The sequence below is a fragment of the Streptomyces sp. Pv4-95 genome (assembly GCF_045782725.1).
GTDB lineage: Bacteria > Actinomycetota > Actinomycetes > Streptomycetales > Streptomycetaceae > Streptomyces.
This window is the reverse complement of record NZ_CP127172.1, coordinates 2,109,165-2,134,479: the sequence shown is the minus strand read 5'-3', so window position 1 is coordinate 2,134,479 and position 25,315 is coordinate 2,109,165. Positions and strand designations below refer to the sequence as shown.

At 70.7% G+C, this 25,315-nt stretch carries 20 protein-coding genes; 13 read left to right on the top strand and 7 right to left on the bottom strand.

Annotated features, from left to right (window positions below):
• Nucleotides 1-7: 7 nt before the first annotated feature.
• Nucleotides 8-604 carry a TetR/AcrR family transcriptional regulator gene (locus tag QOM21_RS09545; protein WP_407549324.1) on the bottom strand — a complete coding sequence of 199 codons (597 nt, stop codon included), beginning with the start codon at nt 602-604 and terminating at the stop codon, nt 8-10.
• A gap of 122 nt (nt 605-726) precedes the next feature.
• Nucleotides 727-1,881, bottom strand: a complete 1,155-nt coding sequence (locus QOM21_RS09540; protein WP_407549323.1) for a magnesium and cobalt transport protein CorA — start codon at nt 1,879-1,881, stop codon at nt 727-729.
• Nucleotides 1,882-2,102: 221 nt separating this feature from the next.
• Here QOM21_RS09540 and QOM21_RS09535 point away from each other — a divergent pair, with 221 nt between their 5' ends.
• The 10 genes from QOM21_RS09535 to QOM21_RS09490 all read left to right on the top strand — a co-directional run bounded on the left by QOM21_RS09535 (nt 2,103) and on the right by QOM21_RS09490 (nt 16,389).
• A complete protein-coding gene (locus QOM21_RS09535; RefSeq protein ID WP_393893473.1) occupies nt 2,103-2,495 on the top strand; it encodes a cell division protein SepF in 393 nt (130 codons plus the stop codon).
• A 55-nt stretch (nt 2,496-2,550) separates the two neighbouring features.
• Nucleotides 2,551-4,206 carry a biotin transporter BioY gene (locus QOM21_RS09530; RefSeq protein WP_407549322.1) on the top strand — a complete coding sequence of 552 codons (1,656 nt, stop codon included), beginning with the start codon at nt 2,551-2,553 and terminating at the stop codon, nt 4,204-4,206.
• Nucleotides 4,203-4,556 carry a nucleotide pyrophosphohydrolase gene (locus QOM21_RS09525; RefSeq protein ID WP_407549321.1) on the top strand — a complete coding sequence of 118 codons (354 nt, stop codon included), beginning with the start codon at nt 4,203-4,205 and terminating at the stop codon, nt 4,554-4,556. Before QOM21_RS09530 ends, QOM21_RS09525 begins: the two co-directional genes overlap by 4 nt.
• Before the next feature lie 596 nt (nt 4,557-5,152).
• Complete coding sequence (locus QOM21_RS09520) at nt 5,153-5,608, top strand: DUF6099 family protein (RefSeq protein WP_407549320.1); 456 nt, start codon at nt 5,153-5,155, stop codon at nt 5,606-5,608.
• Nucleotides 5,609-6,327: 719 nt separating this feature from the next.
• On the top strand, nt 6,328-7,251 hold the full coding sequence (locus QOM21_RS09515; RefSeq protein WP_407549319.1) for an LLM class F420-dependent oxidoreductase: 924 nt from the start codon (nt 6,328-6,330) through the stop codon (nt 7,249-7,251).
• An 813-nt stretch (nt 7,252-8,064) separates the two neighbouring features.
• Complete coding sequence (locus QOM21_RS09510) at nt 8,065-9,324, top strand: arginine deiminase (RefSeq protein ID WP_407549318.1); 1,260 nt, start codon at nt 8,065-8,067, stop codon at nt 9,322-9,324.
• A 270-nt stretch (nt 9,325-9,594) separates the two neighbouring features.
• Complete coding sequence (gene argF / locus QOM21_RS09505; protein WP_407549317.1) at nt 9,595-10,599, top strand: ornithine carbamoyltransferase; 1,005 nt, start codon at nt 9,595-9,597, stop codon at nt 10,597-10,599.
• A gap of 405 nt (nt 10,600-11,004) precedes the next feature.
• On the top strand, nt 11,005-12,513 hold the full coding sequence (locus tag QOM21_RS09500; RefSeq protein WP_407549316.1) for an amino acid permease: 1,509 nt from the start codon (nt 11,005-11,007) through the stop codon (nt 12,511-12,513).
• A gap of 592 nt (nt 12,514-13,105) precedes the next feature.
• Nucleotides 13,106-13,933, top strand: coding sequence for an enoyl-CoA hydratase family protein (locus tag QOM21_RS09495; RefSeq protein ID WP_407549315.1), 828 nt, complete (start codon nt 13,106-13,108; stop codon nt 13,931-13,933).
• A complete protein-coding gene (locus tag QOM21_RS09490) occupies nt 13,918-16,389 on the top strand; it encodes an FAD-dependent monooxygenase (protein ID WP_407549314.1) in 2,472 nt (823 codons plus the stop codon). Before QOM21_RS09495 ends, QOM21_RS09490 begins: the two co-directional genes overlap by 16 nt.
• Before the next feature lie 148 nt (nt 16,390-16,537).
• On the opposite strand, the gene QOM21_RS09485 is transcribed toward QOM21_RS09490, so the two are convergent.
• Together QOM21_RS09485 and QOM21_RS09480 are read right to left on the bottom strand one after the other, a co-directional pair.
• Nucleotides 16,538-17,518 carry a ScbA/BarX family gamma-butyrolactone biosynthesis protein gene (locus QOM21_RS09485; protein ID WP_407549313.1) on the bottom strand — a complete coding sequence of 327 codons (981 nt, stop codon included), beginning with the start codon at nt 17,516-17,518 and terminating at the stop codon, nt 16,538-16,540.
• 149 nt (nt 17,519-17,667) lie between these two features.
• The gene (locus QOM21_RS09480) at nt 17,668-18,264 is read right to left on the bottom strand and encodes a ScbR family autoregulator-binding transcription factor (RefSeq protein ID WP_407549312.1); all 597 of its coding nucleotides are present in this window, start codon (nt 18,262-18,264) and stop codon (nt 17,668-17,670) included.
• 195 nt (nt 18,265-18,459) lie between these two features.
• Here QOM21_RS09480 and QOM21_RS09475 point away from each other — a divergent pair, with 195 nt between their 5' ends.
• Nucleotides 18,460-19,479, top strand: a complete 1,020-nt coding sequence (locus QOM21_RS09475; RefSeq protein WP_407549311.1) for an MDR family NADP-dependent oxidoreductase — start codon at nt 18,460-18,462, stop codon at nt 19,477-19,479.
• 55 nt (nt 19,480-19,534) lie between these two features.
• On the opposite strand, the gene QOM21_RS09470 is transcribed toward QOM21_RS09475, so the two are convergent.
• Nucleotides 19,535-20,194, bottom strand: a complete 660-nt coding sequence (locus tag QOM21_RS09470) for a TetR family transcriptional regulator (protein ID WP_407549310.1) — start codon at nt 20,192-20,194, stop codon at nt 19,535-19,537.
• A 452-nt stretch (nt 20,195-20,646) separates the two neighbouring features.
• Here QOM21_RS09470 and QOM21_RS09465 point away from each other — a divergent pair, with 452 nt between their 5' ends.
• Nucleotides 20,647-21,411 (top strand): HAD family hydrolase, encoded by a 765-nt coding sequence (locus QOM21_RS09465; protein WP_407549309.1) that lies wholly within the window; start codon nt 20,647-20,649, stop codon nt 21,409-21,411.
• 4 nt (nt 21,412-21,415) lie between these two features.
• On the opposite strand, the gene QOM21_RS09460 is transcribed toward QOM21_RS09465, so the two are convergent.
• Nucleotides 21,416-22,297, bottom strand: coding sequence for a PaaX family transcriptional regulator C-terminal domain-containing protein (locus tag QOM21_RS09460; RefSeq protein WP_407549308.1), 882 nt, complete (start codon nt 22,295-22,297; stop codon nt 21,416-21,418).
• Between the two features lie 30 nt (nt 22,298-22,327).
• The gene (locus QOM21_RS09455; RefSeq protein WP_407549307.1) at nt 22,328-23,920 is read right to left on the bottom strand and encodes an AMP-binding protein; all 1,593 of its coding nucleotides are present in this window, start codon (nt 23,918-23,920) and stop codon (nt 22,328-22,330) included.
• 257 nt (nt 23,921-24,177) lie between these two features.
• Here QOM21_RS09455 and QOM21_RS09450 point away from each other — a divergent pair, with 257 nt between their 5' ends.
• Nucleotides 24,178-25,311 (top strand): acyl-CoA dehydrogenase family protein, encoded by a 1,134-nt coding sequence (locus tag QOM21_RS09450; protein WP_407549306.1) that lies wholly within the window; start codon nt 24,178-24,180, stop codon nt 25,309-25,311.
• Nucleotides 25,312-25,315: the final 4 nt, after the last annotated feature.

Sequence of the window (25,315 nt, the reverse complement as noted above, 5' to 3'; positions counted from 1 at the left end):
CGGTAGGTCAGTGGATCAGCGAGTCCAGTGCGGTGCCGGCGATTGCCTCCAGTGCGGCGCGGTCGGCTCCGCCCTGGGCCGAGATGCGCATGCCGGCGATCGCGGCATTCAGGAACGAGGCGTAGTCGTCCGCGCTTCGCGCCCGGGAGAACTCCCCGGCGCGCTGACCCTCGGCGATGACGGCACTCAAATCCGAACGTCGCCGCTCCCGGTCGCGCCGCAGCAGCCCTGCGACCTCCCGGTCGTGGCCTGCCATCTCGGAGGTGCTGTTGACGCCCAGGCAGCCGATGCCCAGGCCGTCCCGGCGGTTGGATTCCTCGATGTCGATCACGGAGCTGAGCAGATCCCGCACGCGCTCGGCGGGAGGTCGAGCCGTGTCACCCAGAATCTCGGACTGACGGACCGTCGTCGTGTCCAGGTAGTTCGTCAGTGCCCGCAGGAAGAGGGCGTGCTTGCTGGAGAAGGTGTTGTAGATGCTGCTGCGGCCCAAGCCGGTCGCCTCGCAGAGCTCCTGGGTCGAGCTGGCCTCGTACCCCTTCTCCCAGAACAAGCGCATGGCCCCTTCCAGGGCGCGCTTCTCGTCGAACATCCGCGGTCGTGCCATGCGGATACCCTAGCAGGTTTTGTATCGAACGATCCAAAACAATCCCGCTCATGGGTCCGCGTCGTCGGTGTGTGCTGTGACCCGGGGGCTATTGGGGTCACCAGGTGCCGGCGGGCCGTAGCTCAGAGCCAGTCGCGTCGCTTGAAAATGATGTACAAACTGACGCAAACGACCGCCATCAAGCAGATGGCGAAGGGGTATCCGAAGCCCCACGTCAGTTCCGGCATGCTCGTGAAATTCATGCCGTAGATGGTGCCGACGAGGGTGGGCGCAAAGAGGATCGCCGCCCACGACGAGATCTTCTTGATCTCCTCGTTCTGCTCGAAGCCGGCCTCGGCCAGGGCGCGCATCTCGGCGTTCTGCTGTTGGTTCACCAGCGTCGCATTGACGGTGAGGATGTCCTGCAGGGCCTGCCGGAAGCCGTCGACGCGCTCCGTCGTGTGCAGCACATGGTCGGCCACATCGCGCAGATAGCGACGCAGCTCCGCATCGATCGCGTACTTCTCGAAACCCGCGGTCAGGCTCTCCAGGATGCCGTTCAGCGGACGGGTCGCGCGCTGGAACTCCACGACCTCGCGGGAGAGTTCATAGATCCGCCGGGAAACCCGCGGGTCACCGCCGAAGACCTCGGTCTCGATCTCGTCGATGTCGTTCTGGACCCCCGCGACGACCGGCACATAACCGTCGACGACGGCATCGAGAATCGCGTAGAGGACCGCCTCGGGGCCGCGCTTGAGAAGTTCGGGGGCCTCCTCCATGCGCCGGCGTACGGCCGAGAGGTCGGGGGCGCCGCCGTGCCGCACGGTGATGACGAAATCGCGGCCGACGAAGAGATGCAGCTCCCCGAAATCGACCTCCTCGGGGTCGTCCAGATAGCGGGCGGCGCGCAGAACGACGAAGAGGGTGTCGCCGTACCGCTCCAGCTTCGGCCGCTGGTGGGCCTCCAGCGCGTCCTCGACCGCGAGCGGATGGAGATCGAACTCCGAAGCCAGCGTGACCAGTTCGTCGGACGAGGGGCGGTGCAGCCCGATCCACGCCAGCGTGTCGGGGGTGCTGCGCAGCTGCTGGAAGGTGTCGGCGAGAGTGTCGTGGGTGCTGACGCGTCGCCCCTCCTGGTAGAGGGCCGCGTTCAGAACGCTGCTGGATGTCTCTGCCGGCTCGTCCGCGTCCTTACGTCCCGGCGCCTCGTCCGCCGGGGGCACGGCCGGCCGCTTCTTCGCGGGTTTGCGCAGGCCGCGCAGGCCGCGCAGTCGCCTACCGGGAGGCTCACTGCTCACGCAGAACCGACCTCCTTCACAAGCGGGGATGAACAGGCACACAGAAACTCGACGCAGGATATCTGCCCCGGCTGTCGGTACTGGTCAGGGGCCATGGTGCAGGATGGGAGAGGGACCTGACGCCACGTGTGTCGCGTCCGGCAACTTTTGTGTGTTTATCCCTAGAATTGTCCGATGCAGATACCGCAGACAGCCAGCGCTCCTCTGAGTGAGGTGATTCGGTGAACGGCCGACCCGATGCCACCGACGAGCAGTGGGAAGGGCTCGCCGAGGTCGTACCGCTCCGCAGCGGCAGCGAATGGCCGTCCTGGCCCGACCACCGCGCCCTCCCCGACGAGGAACCCGCCGAGGAGATGCGGCGGTTCATCGTCATTCGTGTCCAGACCTTCGCGGACGCCCGCGAGGTCGCCGAATACCTCATGGCCCAGATCCCGGTCCTGCTGGACCTCAGCAGCGCCGACTCCGATGTCGCCAAGCGCATCCTGGACTTCTCCAGCGGCGTCGTGTTCGGGCTCGGCAGTGGAATGCACCGCGTCGACACCAATGTGTTCCTGCTGGCGCCGGTCGGCACGGAGGTGGCGGAAGCGGTGGGCGGCGCCGTCCCCCGTTCGTAGGAAGAGCTGTTGGGCGTAACGGTTCTCCGTGCGGGCCGATGCATAGCGTCCCCGTATGGATACCGACAGTGCACGACCTGCGGTCATCGAATTACGGCTGTCCGCGTTCAAGACCCACCGAGGGGTCACCCTGCCGCTGAGCCCCGTGACGCTGCTGAGCGGGGAGAGCGGCAGCGGCAAGTCCAGCGCCCTGCAGGCGTACGAGATCCTCTCCCGGCTCGGCAGCGGGGAGCCGTTGGCGCGGGCGGTCGAGGTCGTGGCGGGCGGCGCTTCGGCGTGCGTTCCGGCAGGGGCGCGCCCCGATGACCAGGGGCGACGCGGATTCCGCATCGGCTGCACCGTCGACGGCCCGGCCGGCCCCGTCATGCTCGATCTCGCCGTACAGGCCGAACCCGAACTGCGCATCGTCGGGGAGCGGTTGACCGGTGGCGGCGAGACGCTGCTCACCACGGCGCTCATCGACCCGGCCCGTCCTGCCGTCCAGGCGGCCTGGCACACGGCCGGCGCCACTCCCGTGACCCGCGCCCCCCTTCCCGACGACCGGCTGGGCACTTCGCTGCTGCCCTTGCGCGTCGCGGGCAAGACGGCCGGGCAGCGCCTCGTCCTGGCCGCGGCCGAGCAGGTCGTGGTCGCGCTGCGATCCGCCTTCGCGTGCGACCCGCGTCCGGAGGCCATGCGGGATACGGGGAAGGAACGGGCGGGCGCCGTTGCGGGTGGTGCGGGGCGGGCTGGTGAGGCGCGCGGTGGTGACGGGAGCGGCACCGGGCGAGGGAGCGGGGCGGCGCGCGGCAGCGGCAGGGGCGGCAACTCCGCGCGGGGGAGCGCGAACAAGCGGGGAAGGGTGGCGGGCAGCCGGGGCGGTGGCGAGGCCGGTGGGTGGGGCCGCGACGCCGACGCGGAACCGGACGAGGGCCGGCTGAGGCCGTCCTGCGACAACCTGCCCGCGGTTCTGGAGCGGACGAGCCGCGAGTGCGCCCGACGGCATGCGGTGCTGGTCGCGGCCGTGCGGGACGCCTGCAACGGCCCCGTCGACGGGTTGCGCGCGATCCCTCGGCAGCCGGACGCCACGGATGACGGGGCGGTTCCCGGCTCGGCGTCCGGGGTGACGGGCGCGAGGGGGACGGGAAGTGGGGCCGTAACCGGGCGCGATGCGGGTGAGCGTGGTGTCGTGCCGGGGGCGCCGAAAGCCCCGGGGTGGCAGGGGGTGCCGGGCTCGTCCGGAGGGTCAGGGACACCAGTCTCGACGCTCTCGTCAGCCGTCGGGCAGGCGGCGCGGGGCACCCTGACGGGCCGGGAAGGCCGGGCAGGGCAGGCGGGGCGGGCGGGTCAGGCGCCTCGTGCGAGCGACAAGGGGGAGCGCGTGGCGGACGGCGGCATCCAAGCCGTGGTCGACCGGGGTGCGCTGGGCGTGATGCCCGTTGAGCAACTCGGCGACGGCGAACTCCGCTTTCTCGCCCTGGCGCTGGTTCTGCTCACGGGGCCCGGGGTGCTGGCCATGGACCCGGCGGGCGAGATCCCGTCCGCCCAGCAGCAGCTGACCGTCATGGCGGACGGCATGGACCGCTGCATGGACAACAGGCAGGCACGTGAGCTGGTGTCGCTGGGCGTACGGATGGCCGAACGCGGACACGTCCGCCTGCTGGGGACGGTGCGGGACCCGTCGGTCGCCGAGGGGCTGCCCGGTGTACAGGTGCTACACCTAGGGGCATGAGTGAGGATCTTCACGCCCTGCAGCGGCGACTGGCCGAATTCGCGGCGGCCCGGGACTGGCAGCAGTACCACACGCCCAAGAACCTGGCCGCGGCGCTCAGCGTCGAGGCGGCCGAACTGGTCGAGATCTTCCAGTGGTTGACGCCGGAGGAATCGGCGAAGGTGATGTCCGACCCGCGGAAAGCCGGCCGCGTCGAGGACGAGGTCGCGGATGTGCTGGCATACCTGCTGCAGTTCTGCGAGGCGCTGGGCATCGACGCCCTGACGGCGCTCGCCGCGAAGATCGAGCGCAACGAGTCCCGATTCCCCGCCGTCCGCGACGCCCGTCCGGACCGGGCCCGGGGGGAGTAGCGGTGGGTGGGGTGGACTGGGCTGGGGCGTAGGGGGATTCGGAGGTAGCCGGGGGTGAGGGAAGGAGGGGGACGGGCGGGGCAGGGAGGGCGGAGGTGGAAACCGACGGGCTCTCCCCTTCACCTTCCTCCCCATCTCTTCCGTCCTTGCTCCTTCACCCTCCACTCTTCTCCTCCCTCGCCCTTCCTCTCTCTTCTCCTCTGCTTCTTCGGCCGTTCCGCCGGTCTTCCTCCCGGTTCGTCGTTCGTGCTCCTGCCTTGGGCCGCTTGCCGGCGAGCTGGTTCCCGTAGCTGTTTCTGACTGCGGTGCGCCCTCGTGCGTTCAGTTGCTGCCTCTTCACCGGCTACTCCCTCGTGCCGTACGTGGCGCATGCTGCCGTCGAGGGGCTGTGGGGCAGGGGGAGGCAGAGTGACCTGTGTGATTGGAGCGCTTCCCGACATGGCGATAGTTACGCTCCGGAGTCATGGATCTTTCCACATCGCCTTGCTTGTCCACAGATTTGCGAAATTCTCTGGTGTTTTCGGCTGCCAGCCCTCACTCTGGGTAATGAGAAGGTGCAGGGCGGAAGCGAGTGAGGGTGGAAGGAGGGGGCGCGGATGGACGCGGTGCGGATCATCGCGGCCAGTCGGCGCGGTCTGGCGCAGGCGAGCACGGTCCAGGACGTGATTGTCGAGGCGTGGCAGGCGCAAGCGTTAGCCGAGGCGATCGGCAGCCATCTCGCGATATTCGGGCCGTACGAAGTGCGATCCAGAGCGCGAGGCTTGGGCGACGCGGGCGGGCGGTTCAGCGGGGGACTGCTGTGCCCGGCGTCGGCAACCGGCGGGCTGCGGGCGGCTCAGCTGTCCGAAGTGCGTGATGCCAAGGCCGCTTTGACAGGGCTGTGCCTATTGCTGAGAGAAGTGTGCGAAGCGCTGGTGGCCGTCGTGTGCTCGGCGGACGAGGAGGGGATGTACTGGACCTGTGTCGAGGCCATGGATACGGCCGATGAATCGCGCGACCGGGTGACCGGAATACTGGAAAAGCTGGAGGTGCGGGACCGGGACCCCGCGTGACACCGTGCGCGTTTGCGATCGGCTCCCACTACGCAGGTACGGGGGCGCGCGCCGAGTGCGGTGACACCTGGGGCGTCTACCCCGGACCCCGGTTGCTCGCATCTAGCCATCAGAGCGGCGGGCGTGACTCTGACGTCATAGAGCTGGCGTCATAACGACCTCAGGCCGGCGGCTTCGGCTTGCTAGCGGTGGCCAGCTCCACCGCCAACCCACTGCGATGTTCCATGAGATGAGTCTCGCCTGACGGGCCGGCGGCCCCCTCGCCCCTGCCCCGCCCCGCCCTGAGCTCACTGTGTGGGCTGAGCTGACCCACCGACAGAGCTGATCGAATTCACGTCAGCTCGCCCCATTGCCGCGAGCCTTCAACCCGCTTTGCCTGTCGGGGCTGTCTCCCCAGCTTGATTTGCAGAGGGAGTAGGCCCAGCTATGGGAGTCAGCAACCCATCAACCCGCTACCCACACCGTTCCCGCCCACCAGCCCACTGTCCGTCCACCGTCGACCGTCCACCTTCCGCGTGGCCGCCCGTGCATTCGGTTGCCCGCGGGGATATTTCCTCTGGTCCATTGGGCCGCCGCCCCGAATGGCTGCCGGTCGCGATCCACCGCCGCCTCGTGCGGCGTCAGTAATTGACCGCCCCCTCTGGTCTATTGAATGACCCAACCCAGTGCATCGCCGCGGCCTCACGGTTGGTCTGCGAATGAGCGTGCAGGATGGAGGTATGGATCTACGAATCTTCACGGAGCCTCAGCAGGGGGCTTCCTACGACACCCTCCTTACCGTCGCCAAAGCCACCGAGGACCTAGGCTTCGACGCTTTCTTCCGCTCCGACCACTACCTGCCCATGGGCAACGCGGACGGTTTGCCCGGCCCGACGGACGCCTGGATCACGCTTGCCGGCCTCGCCCGCGAGACCAAGCGCATCCGCCTCGGCACGCTCATGACGGCGGGGACCTTCCGTCTCCCCGGGGTGCTGGCCATCCAGGTCGCCCAGGTTGACCAGATGTCCGGTGGACGGGTGGAGCTCGGTCTCGGAGCGGGCTGGTTCGAGGACGAACACAGGGCGTACGGCATCCCGTTCCCCAAGGAGAAGTTCGCACGGCTGGAGGAGCAGCTGGCGATCGTCACCGGCCTGTGGGCCACTGAGACAGGAAAGGAGTTCAGCTACGACGGCACCTACTACCAGCTTGAGCAGTCGCCCGCGCTCCCCAAGCCTGCCCAGGGCAAGGTGCCGGTGCTGGTCGGGGGCCACGGCGCGACGCGTACGCCGCGGCTGGCGGCGCAGTACGCCGATGAGTTCAACATCCCCTTTGCCTCTCTGGAAGACACGGAGCGTCAGTTCGGCCGGGTGCGCGCGGCTGCCGAGGTTGCCGGGCGAAAGGGCGACGATCTGGTGTACTCCAACGCTCTTGTGGTCTGCGTCGGTAAGGACGATGCCGAGGTGGCGCGGCGGGCAGCCGCTATCGGGCGGGAGGTGGAAGAACTGAAGGCGAACGGTCTGGCGGGCACTCCTGCCGAGGTCGTCGACAAGATCGAACGGTACGCCGCCGTCGGCGCGTCCCGGCTCTACCTCCAGGTGCTCGACCTAGACGACCTGGACCACTTGGAGCTGATCTCGTCGCGGGTGCAGTCTCAGCTGAGCTGACGGCTGAGATCTATTGGGAGTAGGTAGGGCTCGGCTCCTGCGCTCTGTGGGCTCGTCTGTGAGTTGGTCGGGCTGTGGCTGTGGCTGTGGCTGTGGTTGGGGCTGCGCTGTGGCTACGGCTATGACTCTGGCTTCGGCTCCGGCTTTGCTTGGGGCTCGGTCGGGGCCGTGAGGTGTGCGGGGGACGCTGTTGCGGGCGCTCTTCTCCGGGGCAGAGCCGGTAGGGGGAGTGGGGTGCGGGGTGGGGGCGGGGGGATTGCAAGCGAAGCCAGGGGGCGGCGTCGCGCTTCCCGGCGATCGGCTGCGGCGTCCTCCTGCGCAAGCGTTGCGTATCGGCGTAGCAGTGCATTGCGGTTTGTTGCGTGCTTGGGGATCTGAATCGCGGTCCGCGCAACGTTGCATGGAGGCAGCGTCATTGGGCGCGGTCGGAGCGCAGGTCCCGGCCCGGTGGGGGCTGAAGGCGGGACGCCCGGGGGCGGCGCCGGACTAGGGGCGGGGACGAGACGGGGGAGAGGGGCGGGGCAGCTGCGGACTGGAGTGGGCGACCCGAGCGCTGATTCGGTGAGGTGGGGCGGAGGGGGTGGGGAGGGGAGGGAGGGGGCGGGCCACCGTTACGGGCGTTGGTGGCGGTTGTGGTGGGTTGTGGTGGGTGTGGCGTACGGGATGACCTTGGGTGCTGGCGCCTCGGCCCCGCCTTCGTCGGCTTTGGGGGCGGCTCCGGGGTGTGCCGGTTTTCGGTCTTGGAATGCGCCGACATGTTTCGACATCCCGCGACGACGCTCGCGCGGGCGTCCAAACGGCCAAGATGGGGAGATGGGATTCCAAGTCGACTCCGAGGCCGGGCGGCTGCGCCGCGTCATTTTGCACCGCCCCGATCTGGAGCTGAAGCGGCTGACGCCGTCGAACAAGGATGCGTTGCTCTTCGACGACGTGCTGTGGGTGCGCAGGGCGCGGGCCGAGCACGACGGGTTCGCGGATGTACTCCGCGACCGGGGCGTGGAAGTGCACCTCTTCGGAGATCTGCTGGCCGAGAGCCTGGAGATCCCGGAGGCGCGGACGCTGGTCCTGGACCGGGTCTTCGACGAGAAGGAGTACGGGCCGCTGGCGACGGATCATCTGCGGGCCGCCTTCGACGAGCTGCCCGTGCCCGAGCTCGTCGAGGCGCTGGTCGGCGGGATGACCAAGCGGGAGTTCCTGGAGCGATACCCCGAGCCGACGTCGGTTCGCTTCCATGTGATGGACCTTGACGACTTCTTGCTGGGGCCGTTGCCCAACCACCTCTTCACCCGCGACACCTCGGCGTGGATCTACGACGGAGTGTCGATCAATCCGATGCGCTGGCCGGCCCGGCAGCGTGAGACGGTCCACTACGAGGCGATCTACCGGCATCACCCGTTGTTCCGCGACGAGGATTTCCATGTCTGGTCGGAGGGCCAGGCGGACTTCCCCTCGACGATCGAGGGCGGGGACGTACTGGTGCTCGGCAGCGGTGCGGTGTTGATCGGCATGAGCGAGCGGACCACTCCGCAGGCCGTGGAGCTGCTGGCGCGTGGGTTGTTCGCGGCGGGGTCCGCGCGGACCATCGTGGCGCTGGACATGCCCAAGCGCCGTGCGTTCATGCACCTGGACACGGTCATGACCATGATCGACGGAGATACCTTCACGCAGTACGCGGGGTTGGGGATGCTGCGCTCGTACACCATCGAGCCGGGCTCGGGCGACCAGGACCTGAAGGTCACCGACCATCCGCCGGAGCACATGCACCGCGCCATAGCGGCAGCTCTCGGCCTTGCCGACATCCGGGTTCTGACCGCTACGCAGGATGTGCACTCGGCCGAACGTGAGCAGTGGGATGACGGCTGCAATGTGCTGGCCGTGGAGCCGGGCGTGGTCGTGGCGTACGAGCGGAACGTCACCACGAACACGTTCCTGCGCAAGCGTGGCATCGAGGTGATCACGATTCCGGGGAGTGAGCTGGGCCGGGGTCGTGGCGGGCCGCGTTGTATGAGCTGCCCGGTGGAGCGGGATGCGGTGCCGGGGACGGGTACGGGAACGGGAGCTGGATGGGGATAGGAGCGGGGCCGGGGGCAGGAGTGGGCTGAGGGGGGCGTAGCTACCTTCCTGGGTAGCCGTTCCGCTCCCGGCCCCCGGTTGTCTTCCGGGTGGCGGTGAGGCTGATGTGTTTCGGTGTCCGGGAGGTTGCGGCAGGGATGGGTGCGAAGGCGCGTGAGTCCGGAGGGGCCGGGGAGGGGCGCGGACGGGGCTCTGTATAGAGATGCGGAGCCTCGTATATACTTCCAGGGTTAAGGACCGCCCCCGACAGCCGCGAACCAGGAGCCCCTCATGGCGATAGACCTCACGGGCCGCCACTTCCTCAAGGAGCTGGACTTCAGCGCCGAGGAATTCCGCCGATTCATCACCCTGGCGGCCGAGCTGAAGGCAGCCAAGCGGGCCGGGACCGAGGTCGCCCGCCTGAAGGGCAAGAACATCGCCCTGATCTTCGAGAAGACCTCCACCAGGACCCGCTGCTCCTTCGAGGTCGCGGCCGCGGACCAGGGGGCGTCGACCACCTACCTCGACCCGTCCGGCTCGCAGATCGGGCACAAGGAGTCGGTGAGGGACACCGCCCGGGTGCTGGGCAGGATGTTCGACGGCATCGAGTTCCGGGGCAGCCGCCAGTCGGACGTGGAGGAGCTTGCCGCGCACGCCGGCGTGCCCGTCTTCAACGGGCTGACCGACGAGTGGCACCCCACGCAGATGCTCGCCGACATGCTGACGATGGTCGAGCACGGTCAGGGCGGGCCCCTGGAGGAGATCGCCTTCGCCTACCTCGGCGACGCCCGCAACAACATGGGCAATTCCTACCTCGTCACCGGCGCTCTGCTCGGTATGGACGTCCGGATCGTGGCGCCGCAGGAGTTGTGGCCCGAGGAGTCGGTCGTCGAGCAGGCTCGGGCACTCGCCGAGAAGAGCGGTGCTCGCATCACCCTCACGGCCGATGTCACCGAGGGTGTGCGTGGCGCGGACTTCGTCACCACCGACGTCTGGGTCTCCATGGGGGAGCCCAAGGAGGTGTGGGACGAGCGGATCGCGCTGCTCGTTCCGTACGCGGTGACGATGGACGTGTTGCGCGCCACGGGCAAGCCGGATGTGAAGTTCCTGCACTGCCTGCCCGCCTACCACGACCTGGGCACGGCGGTGGGCCGCGAGATCCACGAGCGGTACGGGCTGTCGTCGCTCGAGGTCACCGACGAGGTCTTCGAGTCCGCGCATTCCGTCGTTTTCGACGAGGCGGAGAACAGGATGCACACGATCAAGGCCGTGCTCGTCGCGACCTTGGCCGGCTAGTCACAGCCGGCCGTATCGCCTGCTTCCTACTCCCTGCTTCCTGCGTCCCGTCTCCGGTCTCCTGTTGCTCGTCGTCTGTCGGGTGTCCGGCCCCTGGGTCGCGTGCCCGGTTCTGATGTCGCGGGCCCGCCCGCCCCTGCCGCGTGCGGCCCCGAGGTCGTACGCCCAGGTCGGCATGGGTTCGGGGCGTCGTGGCGCTCCGAACCGCCTCCGGCCAATACCTCGCGCTATCCGGCGTAGGGAACATCACGCCGCATATCCATACGTACAAATGGGCGATCATGCAGGTAAAGCGGCTACCATCGAGTCGCTCACGGGGTTCGGACCCACCGGTCCGGGCCCCGACCCGTGTGCGGCACCACCCGCAGCCGCGCACGCCCCGCACCACCAGGAAGCGAACCACCCATGCGTTCTTCAGGTCCGTCCGGACTGCGCATCAAGTCCCCCGACATCCTCGTCGCCGAATCGGGCGCGGATCTTGAAGGTAACGGCCTCAAGCGCAGCATGGGCTTGTTCCAGCTCGTGTGCTTCGGCGTCGGCGCCATCGTCGGCACCGGAATCTTCGTCGGACTGTCCGACACCGTCGCCGAGGCCGGTCCCGCCGTCATCGTCTCCTTCGTACTGGCGGCCATCACCTGCGTCTTCACCGCCTTCTCCTTCGCGGAGCTGGGCGGCGCGATACCGGTGTCCGGCAGTTCCTACTCCTACGCGTACGCCACCCTCGGCGAGCGCACCGCCTTCCTCGTCGGCTGGTGCCTGCTGCTCGAATACGGCATCTCCGTCTCGGCCGTCGCCGTCGGCTGGGGCCAGTATGTGAACGAGCTGCTGGGCAGTCTGATCGGCTGGGAGCTGCCGGCGGCGCTTTCCAGCCCGCCCGGCGACGGCGGCATCGTCAACATCCCGGCGGTCGTCGTGATGCTGCTCGCCGCGCTCCTCCTCGTCCGCGGAATCCGGGAGAGCGCCCGCGCGACAGCCGCGATGGCGGTGCTCAAGATCGGGATCCTGGCGGTGTTCTGCGTGGTCGCCTTCAGCGCCTTCCGGGACGGCAATCTCTCGCCGTTCGCACCGGAGAGCGTCGCAGGGATCACCTCCGGCGCCTCGCTCGCGTTCTTTTCGTACATCGGGTTCGACGCGATCACCACGGCCGGTGAAGAGGTCAAGAACCCGCGGCGCAACATCCCCCTCGCGATCATGATCTGCATCGGGGTGGTCACCGTTCTGTACTGCCTGGTCGCGGTCGCCGCCATCGGCTCTCTCTCCTCCGACCAGGTCGCCGACCAGCCCGCCGCCCTCTCGCTGATCGTCAACCGGGTCACCGGCTCGGCCCTCGGTGGCGGCGTGATCGCCTTCGGCGCGGTGGTCGCCATCGCCTCCGTCGTGCTGGCCGTCATGTACGGCCAGACCCGCATCCTGATGTCGATGTCCCGGGACGGGCTGATCCCCCGGGTCTTCGAGCGGATCTCGCCGCGGACCTCCACCCCGGTCGCCAACACCTGGATCGTCGCGGTCGTCTTCGCGGTCCCGGCCGCGGTCGTCCCCCTGGACGTCGTGATGAACCTGACGACGATCGGGACGCTGGCGGTCATGGCCGTGGTCAACATCAGCGTGATGGTGCTCCGCCGTACCCGCCCCGCGCTTCCGCGCCGCTTCCGGGTCCCGCTCTACCCGCTCAGCCCGGTGCTCGGCATCGCCTTCTGCGTCTACCTGATCTACGGCACCGGCCTTGAGACCTGGCTCCAGTTCGCCGGGTGGCTGGTCGTCGGCGCGCTTGTCTACGCCCTCTACGGACGCCGCCACTCCCGCCTGGGCGCCCAGTCCGCGGCAGCGGAGGGGGACGGCGATGGTGATGGCGAGGGCGTGAACCAGCCGGGTGATGTTGCGGTCGCGGCCGGTTCCTCGGGCCGGGGGGCCTGAGGGAAGGAGTACGGGGGTGCGGTTGGCGGGCCGACGTACTGGCGATGGGTCGCGGGCGCAATCGTCCCCTGGCAGGAGACGGTGAGTAGCCCGCCGCCCGCGTCCCTACTAGGCGCAGGCCCGCGTGAGCAGGCCCGCCTGCGCAGGCCGACAGCCCTCGGGCGGCGCCCCCGAGGGCTCCCGCCCCCCATCGAGCAGCCGGTCCGCAGCGGGCCCCGCCCGCCCAGGCGCACCAGGCACCTGCGGGGCGGGTGCCGGCGCGGCGCGCCGTCCCCGGCGCTGAGTCCGGCCCCCGCCCTCACCCCCGTCACCGCAACCCACGCGTGCCCCTACGCGCCCCCGCGCGCCAAAACGCCTCCCGAGCGCTCCCACTGCCAGCGCCCCCCCAGGTCCACCGGCCCACCTTCCCCCACCCCACCTCTCACTCCCTCCGTCCGATATCGCGCCCTCGTGACGACAGTCACGAACCAGTGATAACTTCGAAGGGCAGCAGGAGCCGGTGGCACGGCACGCGCCGGTTCGTACGGGAAAGCCCAGGCATCGCAGCCATACGCAGGCACCAGCCGTCCGGCTGAAGGGGGCAGGCAGCCCAATGAGCCCGTTCGCAGGATCCGCCCGCAGCACGAGCGCATGGGAGCACATCCGTGTGACCAGGGACGACGGCATCGTGACCGTCACCCTGGCGCGTCCGGAGAAGCTCAATGCGCTCACCTTCGAGGCATACGCCGACCTCCGCGACCTGCTCGCGGAGCTGTCCAGGGAACGCTCGGCCCGTGCCCTTGTCCTCAGTGGGGAGGGCCGCGGGTTCTGTTCCGGCGGCGACGTCGAGGAGATCATCGGCGCCACACTCGGAATGGACACCGACCGGTTGCTGGACTTCAACCGGATGACCGGCCAGGTCGTCCGCGCGCTGCGCGAATGCCCCTTCCCGGTGATCGCGGCCGTCCATGGTGTGGCGGCCGGGGCCGGGGCGGTGCTGGCGCTGGCCGCGGACTTCCGGGTGGCCGACCCCTCGGCCCGCTTCGCCTTCCTCTTCACCAAGGTGGGGCTCTCCGGCGGCGACATGGGCGCGGCCTACCTCCTGCCCCGCGTCATCGGGCTCGGGCATGCCACCCGGCTGCTGATGCTGGGCGACGCCGTGCGCGCTCCGGAGGCCGAACGGCTCGGCCTGATCAGCGAGTTGGCCGACGAGGGGCAGGCCGACGAGGCGGCCGCGGCACTCGCCCGGCGGCTCGCCGACGGCCCCGCGCTCGCGTACGCGCAGACCAAGGCGCTGCTCACCGCGGAGCTCGACATGCCGCTGGCCGCGGCGGTGGAGATGGACGCCGCAACTCAGGCGCTGCTGATGAACAGCTCCGACTACGCCGAGTTCCACGCCGCGTTCACCGAGAAGCGGACCCCCAAGTGGCAGGGGAAATAGCGGTGGCCGCGCCGACCGAGGAGCGGCCGGCACCCCCCGGGCCCGGCGTGCGCGGCCGGTCCGCGCTGAAGGTCGCCGTCCTGGGGGGCGGCCCCGGCGGTCTCTACGCCGCCGCCCTGCTCAAACGCCTCGACCCGGACCGTGAGATCACGGTCTGGGAGCGCAACGCCCCCGACGACACCTTCGGCTTCGGCGTCGTGCTCTCCGACGAGACCCTCGGCGGCATCGAGCACGCCGATCCGGTCATCTACCGCGCGCTGCAGGAGGAGTTCGTCCGCTGGGACGACATCGACATCGTGCACCGCGGCCGGACCCTGACCTCCGGTGGTCACGGCTTCGCCGCGCTCGGACGCCGCCGGCTGCTCGCGCTCCTCCACGAGCGCTGTCGTTCCCTGGGCGTACGGCTGATCTTCCGGACCGAGGCGCCGCCCGCCGCCGAACTCGCCCGCGACCACGACCTGGTGATCGCCGCCGACGGCGTGCACAGCACCACCCGCACCACCCATGCCGACGTCTTCCGCCCGCAGCTGACCACCCACCGCTGCCGCTACATCTGGCTGTCCGCCGACTTCGCCTTCGACGCCTTCCGGTTCGAGACCGCAGAGACCGGGCACGGAATCGCCCAGCTGCACGGCTACCCGTACGCGAGGACGCCCGCGGCCCCCGACCACACCGGACCCGCGTCAGGCACCGGCCCCGACGCCGGATCCACGACAGGATCGAGCGGCCCCCTCACCGCCCCCGCCGGCGGAGACTCCGCGCCCACGCCCGGCGCCAGCACGGTCATCGTCGAGATGCGTGAAGAGGTCTGGCGGGCGGCCGGGCTGGACCGCTGCGATGAGCGCGCCTCCGCCGCCTGGTGTGCCCGGCTGTTCTCCGACGCCCTGCGCGGCCGTCCGCTGCGGTCCAACAACTCCAGTTGGATCGCCTTCAGCACGGTCGTCAATGAACGCTGGTCGCACGGCAGGATCGTGCTGCTCGGGGACGCCGCGCACACCGCGCACTTCTCCATCGGCTCCGGCACCAAGCTCGCCGTCGAGGACGCGCTGGCGCTCGCCGCCTGCCTGGAGGAGCAGGGAGGTCTGCCCGAGGCGCTCGCCGCGTACGAGGCCGAGCGCCGGCCCGTCGTCGCCTCCACCCAGCGGGCCGCACGCGCCAGCCTCGCCTGGTTCGAGGAGCTCGGGACCTACGCCGCGCAGCCACCCCACCAGTTCGCCTTCAACCTCCTGACCCGCAGCCGCCGCGTCACCCACGACAACCTCCGGCTGCGCGACGGGGAGTTCGTGGCGTCCGTGGCGAAGGAAGCGGGGATCCCGGCCGGTACGCCGCCCATGTTCACACCGTTCCGGCTGGGCGATCTGACCCTGCGCAACCGGGTCGTGGTGTCGCCGATGGACATGTACTCGGCGGACGGCGACGGCACACCGGGGGACTTCCACCTCGTTCATCTGGGCGCCCGTGCGCTGGGCGGCGCGGGGCTGGTGATGACGGAGATGGTGTGTGTCAGCGCCGAGGGGCGCATTACCCCGGGCTGTACGGGGCTGTACCGGCCGGATCATGAAGACGCCTGGCGGCGGGTGACGGACTTCGTGCACCACTCCGCCCCCGGCACCGCCATCGGAGTGCAGCTCGGCCACTCCGGCCGCAAGGGCTCCACCAGGCTGATGTGGGACGGTATCGACCAGCCCCTCCAGGACGCCAACTGGCCCGTCGTGGCCCCCTCCGCGCTGCCCTACCGGCCGGGCGTCAACCAGGTCCCCCACGCACTGACCGGGCCGGAGCTCAGGGCCGTACGCGATCAGTTCGTGGCGTCCGCAGCCTCCGCCGCCCGCGCCGGCTTCGATCTGCTCGAACTGCACTGTGCGCACGGCTATCTGCTCTCCGGCTTCCTCTCCCCGCTCACCAACCACCGCACCGACGCCTACGGCGGTGACCTGACGGGCCGGTTGCGCTTCCCCCTGGAGGTCTTCGACGCGGTCCGCGCGGTGTGGCCGGCCGGGCGTCCGATGACGGTCCGTATCTCCGCGACCGACTGGGCGGACGGCGGCACCACCGCAGACGACGCGGTGGACATCGCCGCGGCCTTCGCCGCGCACGGCGCCGACGCCATCGACGTCTCCACCGGGCAGGTCGTTGCCGACGAGCGCCCCGACTTCGGCCGGTCGTACCAGACGCCGTTCGCGGACCGTATCCGCAACACCCTCGGCGTGCCGGTGATCGCGGTCGGCGCCATCTCCTCCTGGGACGACGTCAACTCCCTTGTCCTGGCCGGGCGCGCGGACCTGTGTGCGCTGGCCAGGCCCCATCTGTACGACCCGCACTGGACCCTGCACGCCGCCGCGGAACAGGGCTACACCGGCCCCGGCGCGCCCTGGCCGCTGCCCTATGGGGCGGGCAGCCGCACCCCGCCCACCGGACGTACCGACGCGCCGAAGCCCCGCCTCACGCTGCGGTGACGGGGAGGCCGAAGCAGCGGGGCGGGGCCGTATCGCGGGAGGGGCGGCGAAGGAGCCGCCGGGGCGCGCGGTCAGCGGGTGGTACGTCGGTGCGAAAGGTCCCGGCGCTGATCCGGCGTCGACCGGCCGCTGTCGCGTCGCGGCTCCGTCAGGGCGCCGGCACGCTGGTGATCTGTGCCGAGAGAACCTGCCTGGCGTGCTGCTCGATGTCGACGTCGACCTGCCGCCGTCCGTCGTCGCCGCGTGCGGTGGTCCGCGCCCGGACCCAGGACGGCGCGTCCATCTCCGCGTACCGCTCGAAGGCGCACTCCAAAGTGATGGGCAGCGCGAAGCCGGGCGTCGCGGCCTGGGCGGCCTGCCGGGCGGCCTCGACCATCAGCATGCCGGGAGCGTGGTCCACGGGGTGGTCGAAGAGCACCGGGTGCGAGGTGTCCACCCGCAACTGCCAGTGATCGGGGCGGCTCGTCGGGGAAAGAACCACATCACGGGTGCGGTCCCGGGCGACGACCTGCGGTGCCACCGCCTCGGGGACCGGCAGCTTGCGCGCGTTGGCGAGTGCCAGGTTGCTGTATTCGCCGCGCAGCCGGCGGTAGACGGCGGGGCTGTGGCAGGAGAAGTCGAGCGCGGCGATGGCCAGGTCGGCGCCGTCACACCGGATGCGGAATTCCTGGCGCGCGCTGATCAGCCGCTTCCCTCGCCGGACCACCTCGTGGTCGGTGACGTGCAGGGTCACCTCCGCCGGGGTCTCGGCGGTCCGCAGAGCCTGTGGCGACAGGTCGCAGCGGACGCGCTGCCAGATGATCGGGTGGTCCAGGGGCACGTTGTGCGCGACGTGGCTCAGTAATATCCCGGCCTGCCGCACGGTCTCTATCACCAGCATCGGATCGTGCAGCCCGTTCACCGGGCCGTAGAAGCTGTGCGCCCGTGGCCACTGCGCGCTCACCGTCCAGCAACCGGCGCCCTCGCGGCGCCAGTTGGTCAGGAACACCTCCGAGACGGCGGTGCGGTGGACGTACTCACGGGGCACCGTCGTGGTGAGTTCCGGTGGTCGGTTTCCGGGGGCGGACCGGCGTGCGCACTCGGCATGCCGATGGAGTGTGGTGTGCGATGTAAGGGTGGCGCTGGCCATGTGGGGTCCCTTCGGATGGGCAGCTCTCGATGCCCGGGCCCTTGCGGGCGGAGCATCGATAACGGCGGTGCGCCACCAAAGATACGAACCATGTGGTTTGTTTTCCAGTGCCGGGCGGACCGTACGCCGTCAGGGCGGAGGCGGAGGAGTCAGGCGATCAGGTTGACGCAGCGGCCGTGCGGGTCGAGGTGGCTCAGCGCGCCGGGCGATGCGAGTCCCGGCAACGTGTGCTTCCACAGGGCGGTGACCCGCTCCGGCAGATCGGCGCGGTTGGTCGCGGCCCGGGAGAACAGCTGCACGCCCATGTAGGCGGCGACGAAGAACTCCGCCGCCCGGTCCGGCACCACGGCCGACAGGAGTTCACCGTTGTCCCGTGCCTCGGTGAACATCGTGGTGATGATGTCGGTCCACGCCTGATAGGGGACCAGTGGGTCCTCGCTGAAGGTCGTCTCGACCGCGATACGCGTCCCTGCCTGCAATAACGGGTCGCTGCGCAGCGCCAGCGCCACCTGGTGGGTGAAGTCGATGGCGTCCTGCAGCCGGGATTCGCTGACCGGCGGGAGGAAGGGGTCGGTCTGTTCCGTGATGACCGCGCGGGCCAAGGCGTCCTTGGAGGTGAAGTGGAAGTAGACGGCTCCCTTGGTCACCCCGGCGCGCTGGATGATCTCGGCCATCGTGGCGGCCTGGTATCCGCGGGTGCCGATGACGTGGGCCGCTGCTTCGAGGACGGCGCGTCGCGTACGCACTGCGCGTTCCTGCTTGACCACCGATCATCCTCCGTATGCTCTCTTGGAGTTGTTGTGCCTGAGTGCGACCCGCCGCCCGTGGCCGCGCAGTCTATTTCCGCATCATAAAGAAGCCAACCATGCGGTATTGAATGGCGAAGCCGGTTCGGCGGCGTGGCGCGAGGCCATGTCACCGAGAGTGCTAGGAGCTGTTCGATGTCCCTCACAGCCGTCCCCGCCACGCACCGGGAGATCCGGCTCATGTCCCGCGCCGAAGGGGAACTGTCCCTGCGGCACTTCGACGTGACCGAGGTCCCGGTGCCTGAACCGGAGGCCGGGCAGGTGCTGGTGCGCAACCGCATGATGGCCGTCACCGCGGTGATGCGGACGCAGATGACGGGGATGCGGCTCCCCATACCGTCCTTCGAGCCGGGCGAGGCCCTGTGGGGCGCGGCGATCGGCGAGGTCGTGGCGGCGGCCGGTGGAGACCTCGAAGTCGGCGACCTGGTTCATCACCCGTACGGATGGCGGGAGTTCGCGGCGGTCGACGAGTCGAAGGCCCGGCGCATCGACCCCGACGCGCTGCCGGCTCTCGGTGCCCACCTGTCGCAGGGCCCCACCGCATGGGGCGCCCTGCACCGGGCTGCGGAGATCCGGCCGGGGGACACGGTGTTCGTCACCGGCGCGGCCGGCGGCGTGGGCAGCCTGGCCGGCCAGATCGCGAGGCGGCTGGGCGCCGGACGCGTCGTCGGCAGCACCGGTTCCGAGCGCAAGGCGGCCCGGCTGCGCGCGGAGCTGGGCTACGACGACACCATCGTGCGCGGTGCGGGCCCCATCGAGGCACAGCTGCATCGCGCGGCCCCGGACGGTGTCGACGTCCTGCTGGACACCGTGGGCGGTGAGCAGCTCACGGCCGCGCTGGCCCTGGCCCGCCCGGATGCCCGCTTCGCGTTGGTGGGGGCGCTCTCCAGCCAGCTCGGCGGGGACGGTGGGGTGGCCGCCCCGGTCGCGCTGGACGCCGGGCTGATCATCACCCGCCGGGTGGCGCTGCGCGGCTTCGGGCTGCACGCTCACCCGGACCTCCCTCAGGAGTGGACGAAGGTATTCGGGCGGGGCCTGCGGGAGGGTGATCTGGTCTTCCCGCACGCGCTGCTGCGGGGCATCGCGCAGGCGCCGCGAGCGCTGTGCGAATTGACGCAGGGACGCCACATCGGGGCGGTGCTGGTGGAGTTGTGAGGCCGGGCGGCGGAGCCGCCGGGCGCCGCGGGGCGGGCCGCCCGGAGCGGGGGGCTCAGCCGGCGGGGAGGTGGACGGGCGCCGGGATGCCGGCCGGCACCATGTCCTCCGGTGCGCCGGACAGCAGCCCCCACAGACCGGCCACCGACTCCTCCTCCCACCACGTGCCGTCCTCGCCGCCGAGGTGCAGCAGGCCCACCACGATCGAGGTCAGCAGCTGGGCGGTGCGCCGCGGTTCGGTGTCGGACGCCTGGGGGCCGGTCGGTCCTGCGGCGGCTCCGGGGCCGATGCGGTCGCCGGCCGGGCAGGTCATCGCCTTGTCGAGGAACAGGGCGTACCAGCGCTGCTCCAGTGCGTAGATGCCGAGGCCCGGCGCTGTCTCCGGGCGCAGTCGCAGTCCGGCGCGGAGCACCGCGTCGGACTGCACCCGGCTAAAGAGTTCGACGGCGAAGTCGCGTACGGCGGTGGCGAGGGGCTGCGTCGAGCGGGTGAGGGCGTCCTCGACCTCTTGCAGGGTCGCCAGGGCGGCATCGCGCACCGCCAGGGTGAGGTCGTCCTTCGACGTGAAGTGGAAGTACAGCGCCCCCTTGCTCAGGCGGGCCCGCCTGCTGATCTCCACCATGCCCGAGGCGGGAACTCCCTTCTCCAGGAAGGTCTCGGCGGCCGAGCGGATGAGCGCCTGGCGGCTCTGAATGGCGCGATGCTGCGTAGGCACGGTGTCCGTCCCGTCTCTAGTACGGCTGCGAGCTCCCATGCAGTCTACATAGAAAACCAACCATGCGGTTCGCTATGCTCGGGTTGAATGGCTGGATCTGCTGCCAGGTGTCGCGAAGTCACCGTCCCGGCCCCCGCGCGGGGTTGGTCGGCCCCGAGGCGCGTGCGTAACCAGTCTGGCCTGGATGAAGAGCGATGTCGACCCGTCAGCGTGTGACAAAGGCACATTGACAAACAGCGCAGGCGGTTTTTAAATCTCCGCAGGCGGTAAACGGGAGGATCCACCTCCGTTGCCACCGCCTCGACGGTCACGCACCGCCCTTGGACAGTGGTGCGCCCTGGCGAGACCGCCTCTGCCTCCCAATGTCATCGACCGCGGGCCGCCCGAACATGCCGAGCCAGCAACGTCACCCGAGCCACTGCATCCATCGGAATCCGGAAAGGTCTCCAGCCATGCGCGTAACAGCGGAAGTCGGCGAACGTCCTGTCAGAGGCGCGCGGGGCGCCGGCGGTGAGACGATCAAGGCCGCTGTCTTCGATCTCGACGGCACGCTCGCCAACACCCTTCCCGCTATCAGCAAGCTGCTGGTCAAGGTGGCCTCGGAGCAGGGATGCTCGGTGACGGCCCGGCAGGCGGCGCACGCCATCGGCAAACCGCCCGGCCCCGCGTTCGGCCGGCTGCTGGGCAGGCCCGAGGACGACGGCCGGGTGCAGGCCGCCATCGCCCGCTACCGCGAGCTGTTCTCCTACGAAGTCCTGTGCCAGGGGCCGCAGCTGCTCTTCCCCGGCGTCACCGCGGGCCTGTCCGCGCTGCGCGCACACGGCGTGGAACTGGCCGTCGCCACGTCCAAGACCACCCGCAGCGCCGAGGCGCTGCTCGACGTCATGGGCATCCGTGACCTCGTCGGCCCGGTCGTCGGGCAGGACATGGTGCGCCGCGGCAAGCCGCACCCGGAGATGGTGCTGCGCGCCGCGGGCCGGCTGGGCGTCGCCGCGTGGGAGAGCGCCTATGTAGGGGACACCGTGGGGGACATGCGGATGGCGGTGACCGCGCGGATGGCGCCGGTCGCCGTCACCTACGGGGTCGGCACCTTCGGTGAGCTGGCCGCCGTCGCCGGCACCCGCATGTGCGGCTCCTTCAAGGATGTGGTGTCCGTCATCGCCGCCGCCCGGCCGCGTCCGGCCGTCGCGGTGGGTGCCGGCCAGCGCAGGCGCTGAGGCGCTACGGTCGGTCGCAGCCGCCGGGGGGCTGCTGCGGCTCGGCCCGCGCCTCGTGCGCGTAACGGGCGCCCGCCGCCCGCAGCTTGCTGTGCAGCCGGCCGAAGACGTCCGCCGCGCGGCCACCCGGCCAGTCCTCCGGCAGGAGGGGAGAGGGCAGGCCAGGGTCCGCGTAGGGGAGGCGGCGCCAGGCGTCGAGCGCCAGCAGGTAGTCGCGGTAGGCGGCCTCGGGGGGCACCGTGCGCCGCCGCGACCACTGCCGCAGCACCGGTTCCTGCTCCGCGAGGAAGGCCCGGTGCTGCGCGGCGATGGCGTCCAGGTCCCACCACCGGGCCACCGCCCGCGCGGTCGGCTCGAAGCCCGCGTGGGCCCCGGTGAACAGGTCGACGTAGGACGCGAGTTGCAGGCGGTCCAGGGCGTGCCGGGTCTCCTCGTACAGATGCGCCGGGGCGATCCACACTCCTGGTGCGGCGGTGCCGAAGCCGAGGCGGGCCAGCCGGGAGCGCAGTTGGTGCCGCTTGTGCCGCTCCTCCTCGGGTACGGAGAACACCGCGAGCACCCAGCCGTCGGAGAGCCGGGCGGCGGGTCGGCCGTAGATCCGCCGGTCACCGTCCTCCAGGAGCTGGCGCGCGGTGCCGGAGAGGCCGTACGCGGCCGCGCCGTTGGCGGTGCGCTCCGGGACGAGCAGGCCGCGGCGCTTGAGGCGGGAGACGGCGGAGCGCACCGACGGCGGATCGACCCCGAGCACGCCGAGCAGCCGGATCAGGGCGGCGACCGGTACGGGGCCGGCCGTGCCACCCGGTCCGTCCGGCTCACCGCGCCCGTAGGCGCCGTAGAACGTGACGATCAGGGACCGTGGGGTGCGCTGCGCTTGCTGGTCGCTCACCGGGTCACTCTAGAGCCGTCGGCGGAGCCGTCAGCGCAGGCGGAAGCGCTGGAGCTTGCCGGTGGGGGTGCGTGGCAGGGAAGTGTGGAAGACGATCTCGCGCGGGCATTTGTAGGGTGCGATAACGGACTTGGTGAAGGCGCGCAGCGCGGCGACCGTGTCCGCGCCCTCGGGGACGCCCGCCCGGAGGACCACATGCGCGACGACCACCTGCCCGCGGCTCTCGTCGGTCCGCCCGACCACCGCGGCCTCGGTCACGTCGGGGTGCCGGAGCAGGGCGTCCTCCACCTCAGGGCCGGCGATGTTGTAGCCCGCCGAGATGATCATGTCGTCGGCGCGGGCGACATAGCGGAAGTAGCCGTCGGGCTCCCGGACGTAGGTGTCACCGGTGATGTTCCAGCCGTCCCGCACATACTCCGCCTGCCGGGTGTCCGCGAGGTAGCGGCAGCCGGTCGGGCCGCGGACGGCGAGCAGGCCCGGTTCGCCGTCCGGAAGGGTCTCCCCGTCCGGTCCCACGACGCGCGCCCGGAAACCGGGAACCGGCAGCCCGGTCGTGCCGGGCCGGATCGCGTCATCGGCGGCGGAGATGAAGATGTGCAGCAGCTCCGTGGCGCCGATGCCGTTGATGATCCGCAGACCGGTCGCGTCGTACCAGGACTGCCACGTCGTGGCGGGCAGGTTCTCGCCGGCCGACACACACCGGCGCAGTGAGGAGACGTCATGCGCGCCGAGTTGGGGCAGCATGGCGCGGTAGGCGGTCGGCGCGGTGAAGAGCACCGAGATGCGGTGCTTCGCGATGTCCGACAGCAGCCGGTCGGGCCCGCCCCAGTCGGCGAGGAGGGCCGAGGCGCCGGCCCGCAGCGGAAAGATCACCAGGCCGCCCAGGCCGAAGGTGAAGCCGAGCGGCGGACTGCCCGCGAACACGTCGTCCGGGCTCGGTCGCAGCACCTGCGCCGAGAAGGTGTCGGCGATCGCCAGGACATCGCGGTGGAAGTGCATACAGCCCTTGGGGCGGCCGGTGGTGCCCGAGGTGAAGGCGATCAGCGCCACGTCGTCGGCGGAGGTCGCGACGGCCGGGTACGGCGCGGTGCCGGGCTGCGCGAGGTGGCGGAGGTCGTCCGGGCCGTCCCCGCCGTAGGCCGTCACCGCCAGACCGGGAACCTCGGCCTTGACGAGATCCTCGACGGAACGGGCGTCGCACAGCGCGTGCCGCACCTCGGCGAGCCGGCAGATGGTGGCGAGCTCGTCCGGGCGCTGCGCGGCCAGCACGGTCACCGCGACCGCCCCCGCCTTCATCACCGCCAGCCAGCAGGCGGCGAGCCAGGGCGTGGTCGGGCCGCGCAGCAGCACGCGGTTGCCGGGCAGGACCCCCAGGCGCCCGGTGAGCGCGTGGGCGATCGCATCGACCTGCTCGCGCAGCCGCCCGTACGTCCACACCAGGCCGCTCGCGTCGTGGAACGCGGGCCGGTCCGGGCCCAGCCGCGCGATGGTGCCGTCCAGCAGCTCCGCGCCGCAGTTCAGCCGGTCGGGGTAGCCCAGGTCGGTGAGGTGCGGCCACTGGTCGTGGGGCGGCAGCCGGTCGCGGGCGAAGGTGTCGGCGTGGGCTGAGGACCGTAGCTCCATGGCGGGTGCGCCCCCTTGGTGGGTGAGTCCGAGTACCGCCTGCGGGAGGTGGCCGACGAGCGGCCGGGAGAGGGATGAGGGACCGTGGAGACCGGTTCGCAGAGCGCGGTCAGGTCGGGTGCGGAGGCCGGCCGGGCGGTGCGGAAACCGGTCGGATAGGGCGTGAGGGCTGCCGTTCGGATCCGTCGTCAGCGTAACGTGTTCGTGACGGCAGTCAACAGATCGCGATAGAAGGCCCGCTAGCAGGGAGTCGCCTCGTGACCGCATTCGCGCTGGGACCGGACGAACAGGAATGGTGCGCCGAACTGCGCGCGCTCACGGCGGAGAAACTGCGCCCCCTTGCCGAGCAGGGCGAGGAGGGCAGGATCAACCGCCCGCTGGTCGCCGCGCTGGGCGAACTGGGCCTGCTGCGCCGCCTGTTCCCCGCTGACAACGACGTGCGCGCCCTGGATCTCTGCCTGCTGCGGGAATCCCTCGCGCAGGAGTGCACCGAGGCGGAGACGGCGCTGGCGCTGCAGGGGTTGGGGGCGTCCCCGATCGTGCAGTCCGGCACCGCGGAGCAGCGCGCCCGCTGGATGCCGGAGGTCACCGCGGGGCGCGCCGTCGCGGCCTTCGCGCTGAGCGAGCCGGGCGCGGGCTCCGACGCCGCGGCCCTGGCCCTGGCCGCGGAAGCGGACGGCCAGGACAGCTGGCGGCTGACCGGTGAGAAGTGCTGGATCTCCAACGCCCCGGAGGCCGACTTCGCCACCGTCTTCGCCCGTACCGGGGGCGGTGCGGGCGCCCGGGGCGTCACCGCGTTCCTGGTGCCCGCCGACCGGCCCGGCCTCAGCGGCGAGCACCTGGACATGCTCAGCCCGCACCCCATCGGCACGCTCGTCTTCGACGGGGTGCCGGTGACCCGCGCGGACGTTCTCGGCGAGGTCGACCACGGCTTCGGCGTCGCGATGCGGACGCTGAACCTCTTCCGGCCGAGTGTGGGCGCCTTCGCGGTCGGTATGGCGCAGGCGGCCCTGGACGCTGCGCTGGCGCACGCGGGCGCGCGCACGGCGTTCGGCGGACCGCTGAAGGACCTGCAGTCCGTCGGCCACCAGCTCGCGGAGATGGCCACCCGTGTCGAATCCGCCCGGCTGCTGGTGTACGCGGCCGCGTCGGCGTACGACCGGGCGGACCCGGACATCGCCCGCCGCGCGGCCATGGCCAAGCTGCTGGCGACCGAGACCGCGCAGTACGTCGTCGACGCCGCGGTCCAGATCCACGGCGCGCGGGCGCTGCGCCGGGGCCACCTCCTGGAGCATCTCTATCGCGAGGTGCGTGCCCCGCGCATCTACGAGGGCGCCACCGAGGTGCAGCGCTCGGTCATCGCCAAGGAGCTGTACCGGACCGCACGGTGAACGG

Coding starts and splice junctions, on each gene's coding strand:
- QOM21_RS09545 (WP_407549324.1), bottom strand. CDS start 604: ATGGCACGACCGCGGATGTTCGACGAGAAGCGCGCCCTGGAAGGGGCC.
- QOM21_RS09530 (WP_407549322.1), top strand. CDS start 2,551: ATGGATACCGACAGTGCACGACCTGCGGTCATCGAATTACGGCTGTCC.
- QOM21_RS09525 (WP_407549321.1), top strand. CDS start 4,203: ATGAGTGAGGATCTTCACGCCCTGCAGCGGCGACTGGCCGAATTCGCG.
- QOM21_RS09520 (WP_407549320.1), top strand. CDS start 5,153: ATGGACGCGGTGCGGATCATCGCGGCCAGTCGGCGCGGTCTGGCGCAG.
- QOM21_RS09515 (WP_407549319.1), top strand. CDS start 6,328: ATGGATCTACGAATCTTCACGGAGCCTCAGCAGGGGGCTTCCTACGAC.
- QOM21_RS09510 (WP_407549318.1), top strand. CDS start 8,065: ATGGGATTCCAAGTCGACTCCGAGGCCGGGCGGCTGCGCCGCGTCATT.
- argF (WP_407549317.1), top strand. CDS start 9,595: ATGGCGATAGACCTCACGGGCCGCCACTTCCTCAAGGAGCTGGACTTC.
- QOM21_RS09500 (WP_407549316.1), top strand. CDS start 11,005: ATGCGTTCTTCAGGTCCGTCCGGACTGCGCATCAAGTCCCCCGACATC.
- QOM21_RS09495 (WP_407549315.1), top strand. CDS start 13,106: ATGAGCCCGTTCGCAGGATCCGCCCGCAGCACGAGCGCATGGGAGCAC.
- QOM21_RS09485 (WP_407549313.1), bottom strand. CDS start 17,518: ATGGCCAGCGCCACCCTTACATCGCACACCACACTCCATCGGCATGCC.
- QOM21_RS09475 (WP_407549311.1), top strand. CDS start 18,460: ATGTCCCTCACAGCCGTCCCCGCCACGCACCGGGAGATCCGGCTCATG.
- QOM21_RS09465 (WP_407549309.1), top strand. CDS start 20,647: ATGCGCGTAACAGCGGAAGTCGGCGAACGTCCTGTCAGAGGCGCGCGG.
- QOM21_RS09455 (WP_407549307.1), bottom strand. CDS start 23,920: ATGGAGCTACGGTCCTCAGCCCACGCCGACACCTTCGCCCGCGACCGG.